The sequence below is a fragment of the Klebsiella sp. 10 genome, from assembly GCF_018223925.1.
Lineage (GTDB): Bacteria > Pseudomonadota > Gammaproteobacteria > Enterobacterales > Enterobacteriaceae > Klebsiella > Klebsiella pneumoniae.
In genome coordinates, this window is record NZ_JAGRRB010000014.1 from 39,156 (window position 1) to 56,549 (window position 17,394).

Annotated in this window: 17 protein-coding genes; 6 read left to right on the forward strand and 11 right to left on the reverse strand. The window is 56.4% G+C overall.

Annotated elements, in window-relative coordinates:
- Positions 1-16: 16 nt before the first annotated feature.
- The 9 genes from KHQ26_RS16005 to KHQ26_RS26230 form a co-directional block, all read right to left on the reverse strand.
- Positions 17-502 (reverse strand): fimbrial protein, encoded by a 486-nt coding sequence (locus tag KHQ26_RS16005; RefSeq protein WP_004229447.1) that lies wholly within the window; start codon positions 500-502, stop codon positions 17-19.
- A 27-nt stretch (positions 503-529) separates the two neighbouring features.
- Positions 530-1,057, reverse strand: a complete 528-nt coding sequence (locus tag KHQ26_RS16010) for a fimbrial protein (protein WP_004185520.1) — start codon at positions 1,055-1,057, stop codon at positions 530-532.
- A 10-nt stretch (positions 1,058-1,067) separates the two neighbouring features.
- Positions 1,068-3,680 carry a fimbrial biogenesis usher protein gene (locus KHQ26_RS16015; protein ID WP_009308599.1) on the reverse strand — a complete coding sequence of 871 codons (2,613 nt, stop codon included), beginning with the start codon at positions 3,678-3,680 and terminating at the stop codon, positions 1,068-1,070.
- 81 nt (positions 3,681-3,761) lie between these two features.
- On the reverse strand, positions 3,762-4,448 hold the full coding sequence (locus tag KHQ26_RS16020) for a fimbria/pilus periplasmic chaperone (RefSeq protein WP_004144024.1): 687 nt from the start codon (positions 4,446-4,448) through the stop codon (positions 3,762-3,764).
- A 67-nt stretch (positions 4,449-4,515) separates the two neighbouring features.
- The gene (locus KHQ26_RS16025; RefSeq protein ID WP_004174507.1) at positions 4,516-5,052 is read right to left on the reverse strand and encodes a fimbrial protein; all 537 of its coding nucleotides are present in this window, start codon (positions 5,050-5,052) and stop codon (positions 4,516-4,518) included.
- A gap of 70 nt (positions 5,053-5,122) precedes the next feature.
- On the reverse strand, positions 5,123-5,671 hold the full coding sequence (fimA, locus tag KHQ26_RS16030; RefSeq protein WP_002916190.1) for a type 1 fimbrial major subunit FimA: 549 nt from the start codon (positions 5,669-5,671) through the stop codon (positions 5,123-5,125).
- Positions 5,672-6,150: 479 nt separating this feature from the next.
- Positions 6,151-6,759 carry a type 1 fimbria switch DNA invertase FimE gene (gene fimE / locus KHQ26_RS16035; protein WP_002916189.1) on the reverse strand — a complete coding sequence of 203 codons (609 nt, stop codon included), beginning with the start codon at positions 6,757-6,759 and terminating at the stop codon, positions 6,151-6,153.
- 465 nt (positions 6,760-7,224) lie between these two features.
- Positions 7,225-7,830: a type 1 fimbria switch DNA invertase FimB gene (gene fimB / locus KHQ26_RS16040; RefSeq protein ID WP_004151951.1), complete on the reverse strand. Its 606-nt coding sequence runs from the start codon at positions 7,828-7,830 to the stop codon at positions 7,225-7,227.
- A 150-nt stretch (positions 7,831-7,980) separates the two neighbouring features.
- On the reverse strand, positions 7,981-8,229 hold the full coding sequence (locus tag KHQ26_RS26230) for a hypothetical protein (RefSeq protein ID WP_002916186.1): 249 nt from the start codon (positions 8,227-8,229) through the stop codon (positions 7,981-7,983).
- Positions 8,230-9,046: 817 nt separating this feature from the next.
- On the opposite strand from KHQ26_RS26230, the gene KHQ26_RS16045 reads away from it, so the two are divergent.
- On the forward strand, positions 9,047-10,003 hold the full coding sequence (locus KHQ26_RS16045) for a nickel/cobalt transporter (RefSeq protein WP_023301274.1): 957 nt from the start codon (positions 9,047-9,049) through the stop codon (positions 10,001-10,003).
- On the opposite strand, the gene KHQ26_RS16050 is transcribed toward KHQ26_RS16045, so the two are convergent.
- A complete protein-coding gene (locus KHQ26_RS16050) occupies positions 10,000-10,506 on the reverse strand; it encodes a MarR family winged helix-turn-helix transcriptional regulator (protein WP_020805182.1) in 507 nt (168 codons plus the stop codon). The two genes, KHQ26_RS16045 and KHQ26_RS16050, sit on opposite strands and share 4 nt — an antisense overlap.
- Before the next feature lie 81 nt (positions 10,507-10,587).
- Here KHQ26_RS16050 and KHQ26_RS16055 point away from each other — a divergent pair, with 81 nt between their 5' ends.
- A complete protein-coding gene (locus KHQ26_RS16055; protein ID WP_032410527.1) occupies positions 10,588-11,484 on the forward strand; it encodes an EamA family transporter in 897 nt (298 codons plus the stop codon).
- A 95-nt stretch (positions 11,485-11,579) separates the two neighbouring features.
- Here KHQ26_RS16055 and KHQ26_RS16060 read toward each other — a convergent pair whose 3' ends face one another.
- Positions 11,580-11,789, reverse strand: a complete 210-nt coding sequence (locus KHQ26_RS16060; protein ID WP_002916131.1) for a DUF1471 domain-containing protein — start codon at positions 11,787-11,789, stop codon at positions 11,580-11,582.
- Between the two features lie 705 nt (positions 11,790-12,494).
- Here KHQ26_RS16060 and mrkA point away from each other — a divergent pair.
- From mrkA to mrkD, 4 genes are all read left to right on the forward strand, one after another.
- Positions 12,495-13,103, forward strand: coding sequence for a type 3 fimbria major subunit MrkA (gene mrkA / locus KHQ26_RS16065; RefSeq protein WP_002916128.1), 609 nt, complete (start codon positions 12,495-12,497; stop codon positions 13,101-13,103).
- Between the two features lie 95 nt (positions 13,104-13,198).
- Entirely contained in the window at positions 13,199-13,900 is a 702-nt protein-coding gene (gene mrkB, locus KHQ26_RS16070; protein WP_004211921.1) for a type 3 fimbria chaperone MrkB, read from the forward strand.
- An 11-nt stretch (positions 13,901-13,911) separates the two neighbouring features.
- The gene (gene mrkC / locus KHQ26_RS16075) at positions 13,912-16,398 is read left to right on the forward strand and encodes a type 3 fimbria usher protein MrkC (protein WP_000813718.1); all 2,487 of its coding nucleotides are present in this window, start codon (positions 13,912-13,914) and stop codon (positions 16,396-16,398) included.
- Positions 16,389-17,384, forward strand: a complete 996-nt coding sequence (gene mrkD, locus KHQ26_RS16080; protein ID WP_002916123.1) for a type 3 fimbria adhesin subunit MrkD — start codon at positions 16,389-16,391, stop codon at positions 17,382-17,384. Before mrkC ends, mrkD begins: the two co-directional genes overlap by 10 nt.
- Positions 17,385-17,394: the final 10 nt, after the last annotated feature.

Here is a 17,394-nt window from a genome sequence, read left to right on the forward strand (position 1 = left end):
ATGATGCTCTCCTGGCTCAGGCGTAGGTATAGGTGACGTTAATCACCGCCTGAATGGTGCCTTGCGTGGCGCCGCCGTTGACGGACAGCGCCCTGACCTGCAGCGGGAAGCGAGCGGACTGGCTGGCCTCATCCACCTGTACCGACTGGCTGCTGCCATTGTTCAGCGTGGTGCCGTCCTCGTTCTGCAGTTCGAGCTGAATATTGCCCGCCGTTCCCTGGTTTTTGTAATAGCCGGTGCTGTCCGCCGTTCCGCTGAAGGTGGCTTTCACCCGTGAAGTACCCACGGGACAGTTGCTCAGATCCAGCGCCACGCTGTGCCAGGCCGATGCCGAGCCCGCACCGATCAGGCTAAAGGTATAGAGATCGCCCAGCTCGACGGTGGCATTGACGGTGGAAACCGTGCAGGGTCTGGCCACCACCTTGCCGTTGACGGTGAGAGTGACGTCGGCCGCCCGCAGGGAAGCGCTCGCGGTTAACAGGCCGGCCAGCAGCCAGCCCACATGAGTCCATTTCATTTCAGCCTCCGCTTACTGAAATTCCAGGGTGAATGTTGCTGTCGCATTGACATGCCCGGCGGTGACGGGCACCTGAGTGGCCATCAGCCGGGCGTAAAAGTTGAGAATATTGGTCTGGCCCGGGGTCAGCGTGGTCCAGGTCATGGTGGATGACGGCGCATTGACCGGCAGCCGGGACTGCTGCTGATCGAGAATTTCCACCCCCATTCCTGCCGCCGCCGAGGTCCCGGCATCGAGTTTTAACAGGCTGGTGTTGACGCTGTCCGCCACGCCGGTGAAACCGACTTTCACCGCGGTGACGGAAGTGCCGCAGGGCGACAGCACGATGCGGAACGGCACCGGCGGCGTCGTCGCCCCAACGGCATAAAACTGCTTCGCGGCGTTATCCTGTAAATCGACAGTAAAATCCTTCGATTCGCCGGCTACCGCGCAGGCGTTATCGCGGACATAGCCGCTGATGGCGATCGTGCTATCGGCGGCAAGCGCAGCCGGCGCGCCCAGGGTAAACAGGGCGCCCAGCAGATACTGCAGTGTTCTCATCATGATCTCCTTAGCGGCACGCGACCGAAAGCTGACTGAGCGCCTGCTGCTGGCTCTCCGGCGGCAGACGGTAATCGGCCACGCACTGAGCGTCCGGGCCATCGCCCCATTTCACCCGCACTTTGCCCGCCAGCGGCATCCCGCTCAGGTAGACCTGGCCGTTGTCCGCGACGATGCTGCCGCTCTGGTTGCTGTCGCCGGTGGCGAGGGCGCCAAACGGCACCGGTTTGCCGCGATGGGTCAGCGTCATCAGGATCTTCATCCCTACCTGGGCGTTAAAGTTGGCGCGGACAATCGCCCCATGGGTGGGCACCACGCTGACCACCGCATCGTCAAGGTCGACATTGTCCGCCAGGGTGTTGGTATCCAGCGCGATCCGGTTTTCGCGATACTCAGTGGCATAAGGCAGGACGGCATACCCGCGCCAGTCGGTGCGTACCCCGGTCTGGTTTTCCACTTTCACGCCGCCGGCGCCGGGGGCTTTCACCAGCACCACGGTATCGTTTAACGGTTGGCTCAGGGTGATGCCGTTAGCGTGCGCCAGCACGCCGCCGCTGACCCCGTAGTAGAGCTGTTTAAAGCCATCGCTGCGGCTGTAGCCGACGTTGGCGTTGCCGTAGCCGCCGCGGTAGTTGAGGGCGGTGTAGCCTGTGCTCCCGTTGTCGCCGTTGCCGCCGCCGGCATAGCCGGTCTGCACGCTATAGCTGAGGTTGTTGTCTTCCAGCAGGGTGCCGTACAGGCCCGCCAGATTGGTCATGCGGCCATTGAGATCGTGCGACAGGCTGTAGCTGGCGCTGGCGTGCCGCCAGACCGAGCGGCTGTCGGAACGCAGCCAGTGGCTGAAGGGGATATTGATATTGATCGCCAGCATTTGATCGCGCCCCTGCTGCCAGGCGTTTTTTGTCAGGCTGTAGCTTAGCGACCAGTTGATATCGTCCACGGCGGCGTTGAGGCCGGCCTGCAGCTGCTCATCGGCATCGTCGGTGCCCCAGTAGGTCTGGTGGCTACCGCTGAGATAGAGGGTGGCGGTGCGCCCCAACTGCTGAGTCACGCTCAGCTGCACCTTGCCGCGCTTGCTGTAAGCCAGATTGTAGTAGTCGGTAAATTTCGGTTTTACCTGGATAACGCCGTCCTGGGTTTCCACACTGTAGCCGCTCATCCGGCGGTAAGTGGTATCGGCAAAGTTATAATAGCCGCGGGTAGAGTAGCGGTAGCCCACCAGCTGCAGGTTGGTGCCGGTCTCATCCAGGGATTTGTTATAGAGAAAACGCACCGACTGCCCCTGATGTTCGCTGTCGTCAGCCAGGGTGGCGTTGGCCTGAGTGATATCCAGCGACAGGGCGCCGAAATAGCCCATGTTTTTCCCCACCCCAAGGTTAAAGGCGCGATAGCGGTCTGCCAGCTGGGTGCCGCCGTAGAGCGTCCAGCCTGCCGGCAGGCCATGCATGGCCGTGCCCTGGAAAAAATCGGGCGTTTCCTGCTGACTGTTGCCGCTGCGGTACTCCCCGGCGGTGAGGGCGAAGCGGGTATGGCCTTCACGCTGGAGAACCGGCACCGTTGACCAGGGCACGCTGAAGACCTGGCGGGAGCCATCCGCTTCTTTGATCGTGACCTGCAGATCGCCGCCATTGCCCGCGGCGTAGAGATCGTCGATGGTAAATGGTCCCGGCGGCACTGTGCTCTGGTAGATTTCGTAGCCGTTTTGCCTGATTGACACCTGCGCCGTGCCGCGGGCGATCCCGTGGATCACCGGCGCAAAGCCTTTCTGGCTGTCCGGTAGCATATTGTCGTCGGAGGCCAGCTGGGCGCCGCGGAAGTTGATCCCGTCGAAGACATCGCCGTTGGTGTAGCTGTCCCCTAGGGTGAGTCGCGAACGCAGAGGCGTGATGTCCCGCTCAAGCCAGCTGTTAACGTGCTGCCAGCGATTCTCGTTGGATGAGGTGCTACCGCCGCTGCTGTAGCTCCAGGTGCTGTTATCGCGCAGACGCCAGGCGCCAATGTTCAGGCCGCTCTGTAGATTCAGATAGGCGTAACGGCTGCTGCCACCTGTGGTGTTATGGGCGTTATTGCCCGTGAAGTTATAGTTTATCAGCCCGGCGGTGATACCGTTATCCCACAGCTCCGGCGGAATATAGCCGCGCGCATGGTTACCCATAAATGCCTGGGGGACGGTGAGGTACAGGCGCTGCTGTCCGACGTCGAAGCGTGTGGTAGCTTCGCTGATAAGCGTGGTCAGCGGCACGCAGGCCGTGCTGTCCAGCGTCGCCATGCCCGGCACCCGACCAGTATCCACACCCATGCTCGCCAGCTGGCCGCGCGTCAGGCAGGGTGACAGACCGTGACCCTGGGCATCGGCCTGGAAAGTGACGTCCCGGGTGGTCATAAAACCATTGTTGAGATAAATATCGACGCGATAGGTGCCTGGCGGAACCTCCTGGCCTTTTTCAAATCCCGACAGGTCAGCCACCGCCGCCGGATCGTCAGCTAAAAAGCGGGGGTTAAAATAGAGGTCCGCCCGCGCGGCAAACGGCTGTGAGCAGAGCCACAGCGCCAGCGCCGGAGATACCAGGCGCCGGGCAGTTCGGCAACCTAAATGATCCAGTCCATATTTCCGATGTGACATTATCCCTCCGGTCCGACGTTGCCCGGCTGTCATTGCTTCTGGTCATGCGCAGCGTGTCCCGCGCGGCGGGGCGCTTCTGGGTTAGCGCAGCACGCCATTCATTTTCGGCGTCAGCGCGCCGTAATCATTAATCGTGCGATAGGTGATGGTGTTCCCGGCATCCGCGGGTAGCTTGACGCTGGTTTTGCCCATCGGCGGTACGAGGGCGTTCTCCAGAATGCGTGTCCCGGCGTTCAGTTCGGTCACCGTCAGGTAATAGGGGGTGGGGTTCGTCAGCGTCAGCGACGATCCGCTACGGCTAAAGGTCAGCTTTTCCGCCGCTTGATCCGGAGGCAGGGCCAGTTTTCCCGGACGGTAGTAGAGCTTGATGCGGCTGATAATCGCCAGCTGCAGGGTATTGTCGCTGAGCTTTGATTTATCCATCGAAGGGATCGCCTTCACGTTCATCCAGAACAGACTTTCCCGATCCTGCGGCAGCTGGTTATTGGTGGCGTCGATAATGCGCAGGGTGTTCTCTTTTTTACCCTGCATGGCAAACAACGGAGGAGTGATGACAAACCGGCCGTCTCGCTGACCATCGGCATTTTCCACCCATGACTGAATAAGCCAGGTACTGTTGTCATCATTATTGGTCACCGCGAGCTGGACCTGCTTCTGTCCCGCCGGGTAGATAACCCGGGTCGCGCCAAGCGCAACGCCCGCCTGCGCGCTGGCGCTAAAGATACTGGCGGCGAAAAGCACACATCCTGCCAGTAAGCCATGCGCCATCGTTGCCGTTTTTCTCACATTATCTCCTTGTCTGCTCACCGTGTTGTCCTGTTTGTCTGCGGATTAATTACTGATAGGTCAATGAGAACCAGGCCTGGGCATTGGCTGCACCGCCGGTGACCTGGCGTCCGGTCGCCCGATATTTGGCGACGAAATTTAGCGTCGTCGGTCCGCGGTAGAGTGATATCCAGCGATCCGCTGGACGATTGAGCGGGAGCTGCTGGCCCTGGCTGTCGAATAGCGCAATACCGATCCCACTGGCGATCCCCGGACCTTCACCCACCGACAGCACGTCGGGGTTTTTTCCATCAGCCACGCCGTGAAAGGTCACACCCACATGCTGGCTGACCGCCGTACTGCAATCCTGTAAATGAATCGCGAAAGGGATTGGGTTGCTGTCTTCGCCGACAGCATGAAATCGATTACTGCTGATCTGCCCCAGATTGACCGTCATCTGCCGATCGCCGGCTTCGACGCGGCAGGAGCTCGCCATTATCAGGCCCTGAAAACGCATGCTGCCCCCCGGCAGCGTGACGTTCCAATGATTACCGGCCAGCGCCAGCGGAGGCAGTAGCAGCAGCAGACCAGATTTCATTCCCTGCATCGTTTCACTCCGGTTGAAAATAGAGAGCGGGCCCTCCTGGCCCGAATAGCTTCCCTGCCTGACTCGGGTCTTACTCGTACTGCACTTTGAACGTGGCATCCGCGTTCGCTATACCAGCCGTCGCTGCGCCGGTCGCGTAGTAACGTGCCTGGAACGGGATGATGTTGGGGCCGTCATTCAGCGTGGTCGCAGCACTGAAGGTGGCGCCGTCCAGTGCCAGTGGCGTACCGGTATTGTCGAGGATCTGCACGCCGACGTTGGTTGCGCTGCCAGCGGCAGAGTTTTGCAGGGCCAGAACGGTGGTATTGCTGCTGTCGATGGCCGTACCGGCGAAGGCGACGGACGCTTTGGTGGCTACCGTAGTGTCGCAATCATCCAGCTGGATGTTGAAACCGACGGCCGAACTGGTGCTCCCCGCCGTGGCCAGTTTCGCGGAACGCACCTGGCCTAACTGAACGGTTTGATCGATAGAGCCGGCATCCACCGCACAGGCCGCATTAACGACTTCTCCTTTAAAATGCACGGTCCCGCCGTTGACCGTGGTGGTATCGGCCAGAGCTGCCGTGGAGCTCAGTGACAGGGCTGACACAACAATCATTGCCAGTGTTTTGATTTTCATACTGTTTTCCTTTGAACGATGTCGAAATAACGAACCGGATTGGCAGCCGTTGTGCCTTCCAGGCATTTCAGATTTCAGCCGAGTGGTCCGGCTGCCGGCTCTGCACAGTTTTCGCCCAACCGATGAGACAATTGGGGCCATTTTGACTCGTTGGGATAAATGATCTGTATTTTGTGTCAATTGGGTATTCTGTGGTTTTAAATTCTGCCAAATTTGGTTTTTATGGTAATATAATCTGGTGTGGTGGGAGGGGGTGCGAAAGGAAAAGCGATGGCGTTGGCGACGGATCGCCGGTGCAGCAGAGATATGGTTAGAGAAAATTGAGTAATTGCAGGTTTAAAAATAGATAATAATCAATTAGATATGATTTTTTTTGCGGAAATATGGCGCAGTGAGTTGCAAAATATGTCAAAACATTTTTATGATATAAACAGTTTGGCCCCAATTGACCTGTTCGTTATTTTTTTAATTATTTAAAATCAATCAGTTATTTCATTTTTCGTCTTCTGGTCTTTTTCCTCTAAAAGATTATTTCTTTCCCAGATGCCAGCGAAACGTGCCGCATTACTGGCGGTGTAACGTACTGTATGACGAATATTGCGATGTCCTAGATAATCCTGTATCAAACGCGTATCTGTCCCTCTTTCCGCCAGTTCATAGCCGCAGGCGTGACGCAGCATATGGGGGTGAGTGTGCGTGACGGTACCCGCATTTTCCCCGGCGGAGCGAATAATACGATACGCCTGCTGGCGGGAGAGCGCGGTGCCGCGGCGGGAGATAAACAGTGCGTCCGTTTTGTCCGCCGCTTTCCAGCCGGCACGGACCAGGCTCCAGCGCTCAATCGCCTCGCGCTCATCAAAACGCAGTGGATGAATCGTCGAAAAACCATTCTTTAATCGCCGCACATTAACCCGCCCTTCATGGAGATCCAGATCGTGATAATGCAGATCCAGCAGTTCGCTAATGCGCATGCCATGGCGAAAGGCCAGCAGAATGAGGCAGTAGTCCCGTTCGCCGGTAGGGCCCTGACGAGCAGCCTGCATCATGGCCTGAACTTCTTTGGCGGTTAGAAAACGACGTCGGTTCACAATAGTTGCTCCTGAAAATAGGTATGAATGACCGTCACAGCGAAACCATACGCCATGACGAAATAGGTTCTGTAATGCTAAAACGGTACAGGGTGAAGATGATTAATCATGAATTGATAACATATTACATTGCCAGACACTAAAAATATCGTCGGGTGATAATTCTTAATTTTAAAGATTTTAATCATCGGCTCAATAGTATCTGTGCGGGTTGCCGCCAGGTATATAAAATGAAAGGATATTTTTCACTACCAGCCGTTATTAAAAACACAGCCGCGGAAATTTTTTCCCACCAATAAATACCCAGTCTTATTCCTGAGTAAACGCAGGGTTATATTAACTCTCAGTCATAAGGATTAAATAAGAACTTGTGGGAACAGTAATCCTAATTAACGCAGGGTTAATAATCATGAATATTTTAATTTGTCGACCGCTCGCGATACAACGCCATCCATGGCGTCAAGGCTATTGGATCAGCGACGATCGCTGTTTGTCACGGGGATTGTCCCAGATGCCATAGAAGCGTCCCGCATTGCTGGCGGTATACCAGACGGTGTGGCGGATATTGCGATGCCCGAGATAATCCTGAATCAAGCGGGTATCGATCCCCATATTCGCCAACGCAAAGCCACAGGAGTGCCGCAGCATGTGCGGGTGGATCTCCAGTGGCAGCCCCGCCAGTCCCCCTGAGGACGCGATAATCTGATAAAACTGTTGGCGGGAAAGGGGATTACCTTTGCGGGAGAGAAACAGCCATTCGCTGGCGGCCTGCGGCCAGCTGCTGCGAATGGCCAGCCAGCGCTTTAGGGCGTAGATCTCTTTATCCAGCAACGGGTGGGTAGTCGAAAACCCTTTTTTAAGCCGATGGATGTAAACACATCGGGCAGCAAGGTCGATATCCGATATTCGTAGACGACAGATCTCGCTGGCGCGCAGACCATGGATGAAGCACAGTAACGTCAGGCAATAATTACGTGCAGCATAAGGACCGGTATCGGCCGCTTTAAGTAAAGACTCAATTTCATTCTGAGTCAGGAAGTTCCTTTTTTTTATGTCGGCGTTATTCGTCATGGTTTTCCCTTTTATTGCAGGCATATTTTTGGTTTTCCGAGCCTGCGTCAGGTCATTGTTAAATTTGACTGCCTTTTTATTTTGAAACAGCGTGGTGATAACGTTTTAATTTGCTACGAGCGCGAGCGGTATCATGGGCTAGCTCCATTGCTAACGATAAGAGGCCGCGATCTGAAGGGTAAAGAAAGGGTGAGCTGGCTGAACTGATGAATCTTTCCTGGGGGTTTCCACGTCCTGTACATCCCTGATCCTCTTGATGATACCCGCATGATGATGAAGGCTTGGGCTTCCGGCCACGGCAAGGCGGCTATCAATGCCGTCATGATTGATTGCCTGTTTACTGGGCAATGTCACCCCAGTAAACCAGCCTCCCTCGCCGACAACCTTCGGGAATGGCATGAGAAATTTCTCAGACAAAATACAACCTTAAGTCGTCTGGATAGCATTCACTGCAAAACTACAACAGTGATTAAACCATACTGCAAAAAGCCTGGTGATAATAGCATTGTCTGTAATAGAGCACATTACGCCGTATTTCAACGGGTAAGCTTAATCTGGTACATGCGGTTGAATGAGATGAAAACTCGTCACGGTCAACGTATACAGGAAGATATCAATGGGAGGTATAGAGGACAGGTAAGTATTGCGACACGGTCTGGCGGCGGGTTGGAATGCTCGCTTCGGCGCGGGAAGGACTCACATCCAGGATACGCCGAAGCCTGCCGGTTCACCACTTTTCGTCACGTGCCTCCTGGCGCTTGTCGCTGCGCCAGGTGGCCTGTACGGAAAGCGATGGCAGCAGTAACCAGGGTAAGTAAGCCTCTTTTCATGGAAGTGATCCTGCTGAAGAGTACAATAAATAGCAGTTAAAGAATATTCTTGCCGGAAGCGCAGCATAATAACTGACAAAAAATGCTCGCCAAGAAATAACTTATTTATTTTTATCTGTGATTTTTTGAGTAATTATTCCTGTTAAAAGGTATTGGTAACCAATAACGCATAAAAAGATATAGCTGTGGTATGCTCAAGATATTGAGGCATTCTGCGCTAATACGGTGTCGGGAAGATAGCGATCGGTAGATAATGCGGAGCCTGGTGACTACGTACAATCCCGTGAACAGCTTCGACAAATTCCTCACCCTTCAGCGCTGACACCTTCGCTCGCCTGTCGTAAAGTTGCTGTCAGGCGGTTTACGTTTACTACAATGGTATAACGATGACGACTCCGATTGCGCTCCGCGACTGGCGCCTGCTGGCGGCCGGGTGCGGCGGCCTTCTACTGCTGGCCGCCGCTATCACCTTGCACAGCCACTGGGGTGACTTTCTCCAGTGGTGTCTCGCCACCCAAATTACCCTGCATCGCTATCTGGTGATGTACCTTCTGTTGCTGAATAACCATCAGTACAGCGGCGGTATCTGGCTGCTGGTGGGGGCCTTTCTCTATGGCGTGCTGCACGCCGTCGGACCGGGACACGGTAAATTTATCGTGACGACCTACCTGAGCACCAATCAGGAGAGCCTGACGGCGGCGCGGGTGGTGCCCTTTCTCGGCAGCCTGTTGCAGGGCGTCACTGCGATACTCTTCGTCTTTATTCTTGCGGTGGGGCTGAATCTGGCCGCCGGCGATCTTAGCGCCAGCCGCTGGTACGTCGAGAAGATCAGCGCCCTGACCATCGGCGTCTTTGGGGCTTATGTTATCTTTCGCGCTCTGCAAAGCCTGTGGCCGGCAAAACAGGTGATTCGCCGTCTGACGCCAGCGCATCAGCATGACGCCTCGTGCGGCTGCGGCCATCACGGCGTGGGGCAGGATCTGCAGGGCGCTGACTGGAAGACGCGCCTTGGCGTGGTGCTGGCTATCGGCGTTCGGCCCTGTAGCGGGGCGATCATGATTTTATTATTCGCCAACGCGTTGGGGATTGTTAGCTGGGGCATCGCCGCGGTGATGAGCATGGCGCTGGGCACCGCGCTCTCGATCCTCGGTCTGTCGCTACTGGTTCACTATGCGCGCCATCGGACGGTCAAACGATTGGCCACGAATCACCGCCCGCGGCCCTGGCTGGTTCCGCTGATGAAGATCCTCGGCGGTCTGGCGCTGATCCTCTTTGCCGTGGGATTGTTTTTCAGCGTGGTGCCGATCAGCGCCAACGGCGACTTTATCGCCGCTGGCTGTTAGCCCGTTTCCAGCAGTCGCATCAACACCCGCAGCGCCTGATCCAACTGCTGGCGTTCACCGTCACTGAGTCCTGCCAGCAGTTGCCGTTCGTTGTCGACGTGGGTTTCCACTGCGGCATCGATCCGTTCGCGTCCGGCAGGGGTCAGGGCGACCAGCATACTGCGGGCATCCTCCGGATTGGGCAGGCGGGTAATAAACCCGCGTTTCTCCAGCGCCTTCAGACGATGGGTCATGGTGCCGGAGGTAATCATCAGCGTGGAGAAGAGCTGGGTGGGCGAAAGTACGAAAGGCGCCCCGGCGCGCCGCAGCGTCGCCAGCATGTCAAACTCCCAGCGCACCAGATCGTGGCGCGTAAAGGCCACTTCCACCTGCGGCTCCAGCAGCATAGCGCATCGTTTCAGGCGACCTATCGGCCCCATGGGGCTGCAGTCGAGGTCTGGCCGCTCCCGCTGCCACTGGGCGAGGATGCGATCCACGGCGTCGATCGGCGGTGATTTGTCCATTAGTGCTCACTTGTCTTGATATCAAGATACTTGGCGGTACATACTTCACTCACTAATTTACCTTGAAGTGAAGATAAAATCATGGCTTTTCTCTCACGTAATCTGATTCTCGACCTGCTGCTCACCGCGCTGGCGCCCGCTATCTGGGGGACGACCTACATCGTCACCTCCCAGCTTCTTCCTCCTGACCGCCCATTTATTGCTGCGCTGCTGAGGGTGCTGCCGGCAGGTATCGCCCTGCTGATCTGGAGCCGTCGTTTTCCGCAGCGCGGCGAATGGGCAAAGCTGATCGTTACCGGCATCTTAAATATCGGCGCGTTTCAGGCGCTGTTGTTTATCGCCGCCTATCGCTTACCCGGCGGGCTGGCGGCGGTGATCGGCGCGATCCAGCCGCTGCTGGTGATGCTCCTCGCCTGGTGCGTCGACCGGCAGCGCTCGCCCTGGCTGGCGGTGTTCTCCGCCATCGCCGGCATACTCGGTATCGCCATGCTGCTGCTGTCGCCGCACACCGTCCTCGACCCGCTGGGCATCGGCGCGGCGTTTCTCGGGGCGATCAGTATGGCGCTGGGCACCTGGCTCTCCCGGCGCTGGGCGCTCTCCCTGCCGATCGTCGCGCTGACCGGCTGGCAGCTGACGATCGGTGGAGTGGTGCTGGCCCCGGTGGCGCTGATCGTTGACCCTCCTTTGCATCAGGTAACAGTGCTGCAGGCGGCCGGCTATCTGTGGCTGTGCCTGGCGGGCGCCATGCTGGCCTATGGCCTGTGGTTTCGGGGGATTGGCCGCCTCTCACCGGTGGCCGTGTCGGCGATGAGTCTGCTGAGCCCGGTGACCGCCGTGGTACTGGGATGGATATTCCTCGGACAAAAGATCCAGGGGATGGCGCTGATGGGATTGATCGTGGTGCTGGCGAGCGTGATGTCTATCCAGCGCGCGCTGGCGCGTCAGGCGGCGGGAGCAAAAACGAAAAAAGCCCCGTAACGGGGCTCGACATTGCTGCGTGCGGGGTGAGCGGCGGGAGCCAGACCAGCCACCCGCAGGCGGCCTGTCCGGCAGCTCCCTCTGCAACCATTCGCTTATTTAGACAGCTCGGCGGTCATATGGACCTGGTTGCCGGTATAGGCTTCGGTGATGTGGTAGGAAGCGCCTTGTTCTTTCGCAATGGTTGCGATTTTCGCTTCTGCGCTGTCCAGGGTGTCTGCTGTCACGCTCACCGGATGAGCGAAGCTAGCGAAAGAGACCAGGGAGAGCATACCGGCAGCGGCGAGTAATTTTACGTTTTTCATGGTGTTTGTCCTTTTAACTTTTATGGTGGAAAGCATGTTTGCTTTCGATGGACTTATAATAAGTCTGCTAACTATAACGCGCGTGGCAAAAAGTGCGATTTAGATCACATTTTTATGGCGGTTTGATGGCGTAAACATGATCGTTTATCTATTTTTTAATTTAAAAACAATGAATTAATGATTTACTTCTGAAAGGGGGGATCACATGGGCTGCCCTTGTTCAGGGAGAGGAATGCGCCTCATTCATGCTTTCACCATTCGTTGTGTGAATGGTTTGGTGCTGTTTTCACCACCGCAAAGGCAGATTCAGACTTATCGCGATGGCCTTCCGAGGGCTTTTTCTGCATGCTGTTGCGGTCACTTTCTCTCGCTCTGGCGTTAGGCTTGCTGCGCTGTAAACAACCACCCTCGCGTTTTCATCTATCAATGACTGTTTATTAATAGTCGATGGTTATCTGTTATATAACTTAATGAAACGTGAACAAATGTATATTTGTCGGCGAATAAATAGCATTCTTTGACGCCGATAGCACCAGCGAACTTATATTTTTAGGTTCGTTACCTGACGCCTTAAATATTGCGGCTCCCGGTCAGTCGAAGATTCTATTAGCAGTGGCATAAATCAGCATCGCCTGATGTTTCTGGTTCTATGCGAATTCACAGTGTGCTCATTGATTCGTAATTCACTCTGACAAGGAAATGGCAATGAAAAAGGTTCTTCTCTCTGCAGCAATGGCAACCGCGTTTTTTGGCATGACTGCTGCCCATGCAGCTGATACCACTGTTGGCGGCGGCCAGGTTAATTTCTTCGGTAAAGTTACCGATGTATCCTGTACTGTTTCCGTTAACGGCCAGGGCAGCGATGCGAACGTTTACCTGTCTCCGGTAACCCTGACTGAAGTTAAAGCGGCAGCAGCGGATACTTACCTGAAACCGAAATCTTTCACCATTGACGTCTCTAACTGCCAGGCTGCTGATGGCACTAAACAGGATGACGTAAGCAAACTGGGCGTGAACTGGACCGGCGGTAACCTGCTGGCTGGCGCAACCAGCAAACAACAGGGCTACCTGGCGAACACCGAAGCTTCCGGTGCTCAGAACATCCAGCTGGTGCTGTCTACTGACAACGCTACCGCGCTGACCAACAAAATCATCCCGGGTGACAGCACTCAGCCGAAAGCGAAAGGCGACGCTTCCGCTGTAGCTGATGGCGCGCGTTTCACCTACTACGTAGGCTACGCCACCAGCGCGCCGACCACGGTAACCACCGGTGTGGTTAACAGCTACGCGACTTACGAAATTACTTACCAGTAATTCCGTCAGAAAATAAAACTGCCCCGCGATGGGGCAGTTAATAACAATAATAAAGCGGCAATGTCCGCCGCTTGTATTTTTATTCTGAGGTCAGCATGAAGCGTATTGCCCTTTTTTTCTGTTTCATTTTTAGTTTTGCGGCCCATGCCAACAATATTATTGTTAACGGTACCCGCTTTATTTATCCAGGAAATGAAAAAGAAATAACGGTACAGCTTTCAAATAACGCCGACCGTCCGGCGCTGGCGCAGGCCTGGCTGGATAACGGCGATGCCGATGCCACACCGGATACCATTACCACCCCGTTTATTATCACCCCGCCGATTTCGCGCGTTGACGCCAAGAGCGGCCAGACGCTGCGTATTAAGCTCGGCAGCAGCGCCGGTCTGGCGAAAGATAAAGAGACGCTGTGGTGGCTGAATCTGCTGGAAATTCCGCCGGTGGTGGCCAATCAGAAAAATGAAGGCCAGAACGTGCTGCAGCTGGCGATCCGTTCGCGCTTTAAATTTATTTATCGTCCTGCCGGACTGGGCAACCGCGATGCGGCGGCCGAGAAGCTGACCCTGACCGCCAGCGGCAGTGGTCTCGCCATCAACAACCCGACGCCGTTCTACATTACCGTCAGCCGTATTTCCCGCGACGGCGGTAAAGCCCTGAACAGTAAAACCGTGATGCTGGCGCCGCAGTCCAGCCAGACGGTGGCGCTCTCCTCCGCCGTCAACCGCGGCGAAACCCTGACCGTTAACAACATTAATGACTATGGCGCCGATGTCGCAGTGAAAGTGGCCGTTAAATAAGGGAAAAGCTAATGAAGCAGAGGTCATTCTGCCCGGGAAGATTAAGCACCGCGATCGCCATCGCGCTGTGCTGCTTTCCGCCATTTTCCAGCGGACAGGAAAACCCGGGAACGGTATATCAGTTTAACGACGGCTTTATTGTCGGCAGTCGCGAAAAGGTCGATCTGTCGCGTTTTTCGACCAGCGCGATTACCGAAGGCACTTACTCCCTTGACGTCTACACCAACGACGAGTGGAAAGGGCGCTACGATTTACGCATCGCGCGCGATAAAGATGGTCGGCTGGGCGTCTGCTACACCAAAGCGATGCTGGCCCAATATGGCATCGCGGCGGAAAAGCTCAATCCGCAGCTGAGCGAGCAGGAGGGCTACTGCGGTAGCCTCAAATCCTGGCGCAACGAAGAAAACGTCAAAGACAACCTGGTCCAGTCCTCCCTGCGGTTGAACATTTCGGTACCGCAGATCTATGAAGATCAACGCCTGAAAAACTATGTCAGCCCGGAGTTCTGGGACAAAGGTATTACCGCGCTCAATCTTGGCTGGATGGCGAACGCCTGGAACAGCCATACCTCTTCGGTGGGCGGGTCGGATAACAGCAGCGCCTATCTGGGCGTCAACGCCGGACTGTCGTGGGACGGCTGGCTGCTGAAGCACATCGGCAACCTGAACTGGCAGCAGCAGCAGGGTAAAGCGCACTGGAACAGCAACCAGACCTATCTCCAGCGCCCTATCCCACAGCTCAACTCCATCGTCAGCGGCGGGCAGATTTTCACCAATGGTGAATTTTTCGACACCATCGGTCTGCGCGGGGTTAATCTTTCCACCGATGACAATATGTTCCCGGACGGCATGCGCTCGTATGCTCCGGAAATTCGCGGCGTGGCGCAGAGCAACGCCCTCGTCACCGTGCGTCAGGGCAGCAATATTATCTATCAGACCACCGTTCCGCCCGGACCGTTTACCCTGCAGGATGTCTATCCTTCCGGCTATGGCAGCGATCTTGAGGTCTCGGTGAAAGAAGCGGATGGCTCGGTAGAAGTGTTTAGCGTGCCTTACGCCTCCGTTGCTCAGCTGCTGCGCCCGGGCATGACCCGCTACGCGCTCTCCGCCGGTAAAGTGGACGACAGCGCGCTGCGCAACAAGCCGATGCTCTATCAGGCGACCTGGCAGCACGGGATCAACAACCTGTTGACCGGCTACACCGGGGTCACCGGTTTTGACGACTATCAAGCCTTCCTGGTGGGGACCGGGATGAACACCGGCATCGGCGCGCTCTCTTTTGACGTCACCCATTCGCGGTTGAAGAGCGATGCCCATGATGACTCGGGTCAGAGCTATCGCGCAACCTTTAACCGCATGTTTACCGATACCCAGACCAGCATCGTGTTGGCGGCGTATCGCTACTCGACGAAAGGTTATTACAACCTCAACGACGCGCTGTACGCCGTCGATCAGGAAAAAAATAGTCGCAGCAACTACACCCTGTGGCGGCAAAAAAACGGCATGACCTTCACGGTGAACCAGAACCTGCCGGACGGCTGGGGCGGGTTTTATCTCAGCGGCCGTATCTCCGATTACTGGAACCGCTCCGGGACCGAGAAGCAGTATCAGGTCAGCTACAACAATTCATTTGGTCGTCTCTCCTGGTCGGCGAGCGCGCAGCGCGTCTATACGCCAGACAGCTCCGGTCATCGTCGCGACGATCGTATTTCACTCAACTTCAGCTACCCGCTGTGGTTTGGCGATAACCGCACCGCCAACCTGACGTCGAACACCTCGTTCAATAACTCGCGCTTTGCCAGCTCGCAGATTGGTATCAACGGTTCGCTGGACAGTGAAAACAACCTTAACTACGGCGTGTCGACCACCACCGCCACCGGCGGTCAGCATGATGTGGCGCTCAACGGCAGCTACCGTACGCCATGGACCACCCTCAACGGCAGCTACAGCCAGGGCGAAGGCTATCGTCAGAGCGGCATTGGCGCCAGCGGGACGATGATCGCCCACAGCGGCGGCGTGGTGCTCTCACCGGAAAGCGGCTCGACGATGGCCCTGATTGAAGCCAAAGACGCGGCCGGGGCGATGCTTCCGGGATCGCCGGGCACCCGTGTGGACAGCAATGGTTACGCCATCCTGCCGTATCTGCGCCCGTACCGGATTAACGCCGTGGAAATCGACCCGAAAGGCAGCCATGACGACGTGGCCTTCGATCGCACCGTGGCGCAGGTTGTGCCGTGGGAAGGCAGCGTGGTTAAGGTCGCGTTCGGCACTAAGGTGCAGAACAACCTCACCCTGCAGGCGCGCCAGGCGAACCACGAGCCGTTGCCGTTTGCGGCAAGTATTTTCTCCCCCGACGGCAAGGAGATCGGCGTTGTCGGCCAGGGCAGCATGATGTTTATCAGCGATGCGAACGCCAAACGCGCGATTGTGAAGTGGAGCGGCGGGCAGTGTTCGGTGGATCTGGGACAGCAAACAACAAAGGATAGCGTATGTCGCTGAGGAAATTACTAACGCTTTTTATCGTCTTAATGGCGCTGGGAACCACCTCGTCCTGGGCCTCCTGTACGCGTCTCTCATCGCCAACGGTGATGCTGGACATGGTGGTGGGCAGGGTGGTGGTGCCCCCGGATCTGCCGGTGGGCTCGGTGATCCTTACCCGCGACTGGACGATGAGCGCTCCCGGCGGGGCAAGCTATCGCTGTACTTCCGGCACCAACCGCTTTGCGGCGAAGATCGTGTCGCCAGGGGCCACGGACCTTGGAAATAAAATCTACTCCACCAACGTGCCGGGAATCGGCATGCGTTTCAGCCGCGGCGGCGCAACGGTAAATATCGTCTATCCCGACGTCTTTTCGTCCCGGGTATATAACACCACCAACTATTCCCTCGAAGGGTCGCGCTTTACGCTGCAGATTATCAAAACTGCGGCTACCACCGGCAGCGGCACCCTGGCGGCGGGTAAGTACACCTCCTACGACTGGGAGAGCGGCGGTAACCCGATCCTCGAAACCTATCTGAGCGCCAACGCCATCACCGTGGTCTCGCCCTCCTGTTCGGTGCTGAGCGGGAAAAATATGAATGTCGATGTGGGTTCCATCCGGCGCACCGACCTGAAAGGGGTCGGCACCACCGCCGGCGGGAAGGATTTTAATATCGACCTGCAGTGCAGCGGCGGCCTGAGTGAAACGGGATATGCCAACATTAGCACCTCGTTCTCCGGTACCCTGGCCACCAGCACTACCGCTACCATGGGCGCCTTGCTGAATGAAAAAGCCGGCAGCGGGATGGCGAAAGGCATTGGCATCCAGGTGCTGAAGGATGGCTCCCCGCTGCAGTTTAATAAGAAATACACCGTCGGCCGCTTGAATAATCAGGAGACCCGCTACATCACCATACCGCTGCACGCGCGTTTTTATCAGTATGGCCCGACGACCAGCACCGGCGAGGTGGAGTCGCATATGATCTTTAACCTGACGTACGATTAATACGGGAGGG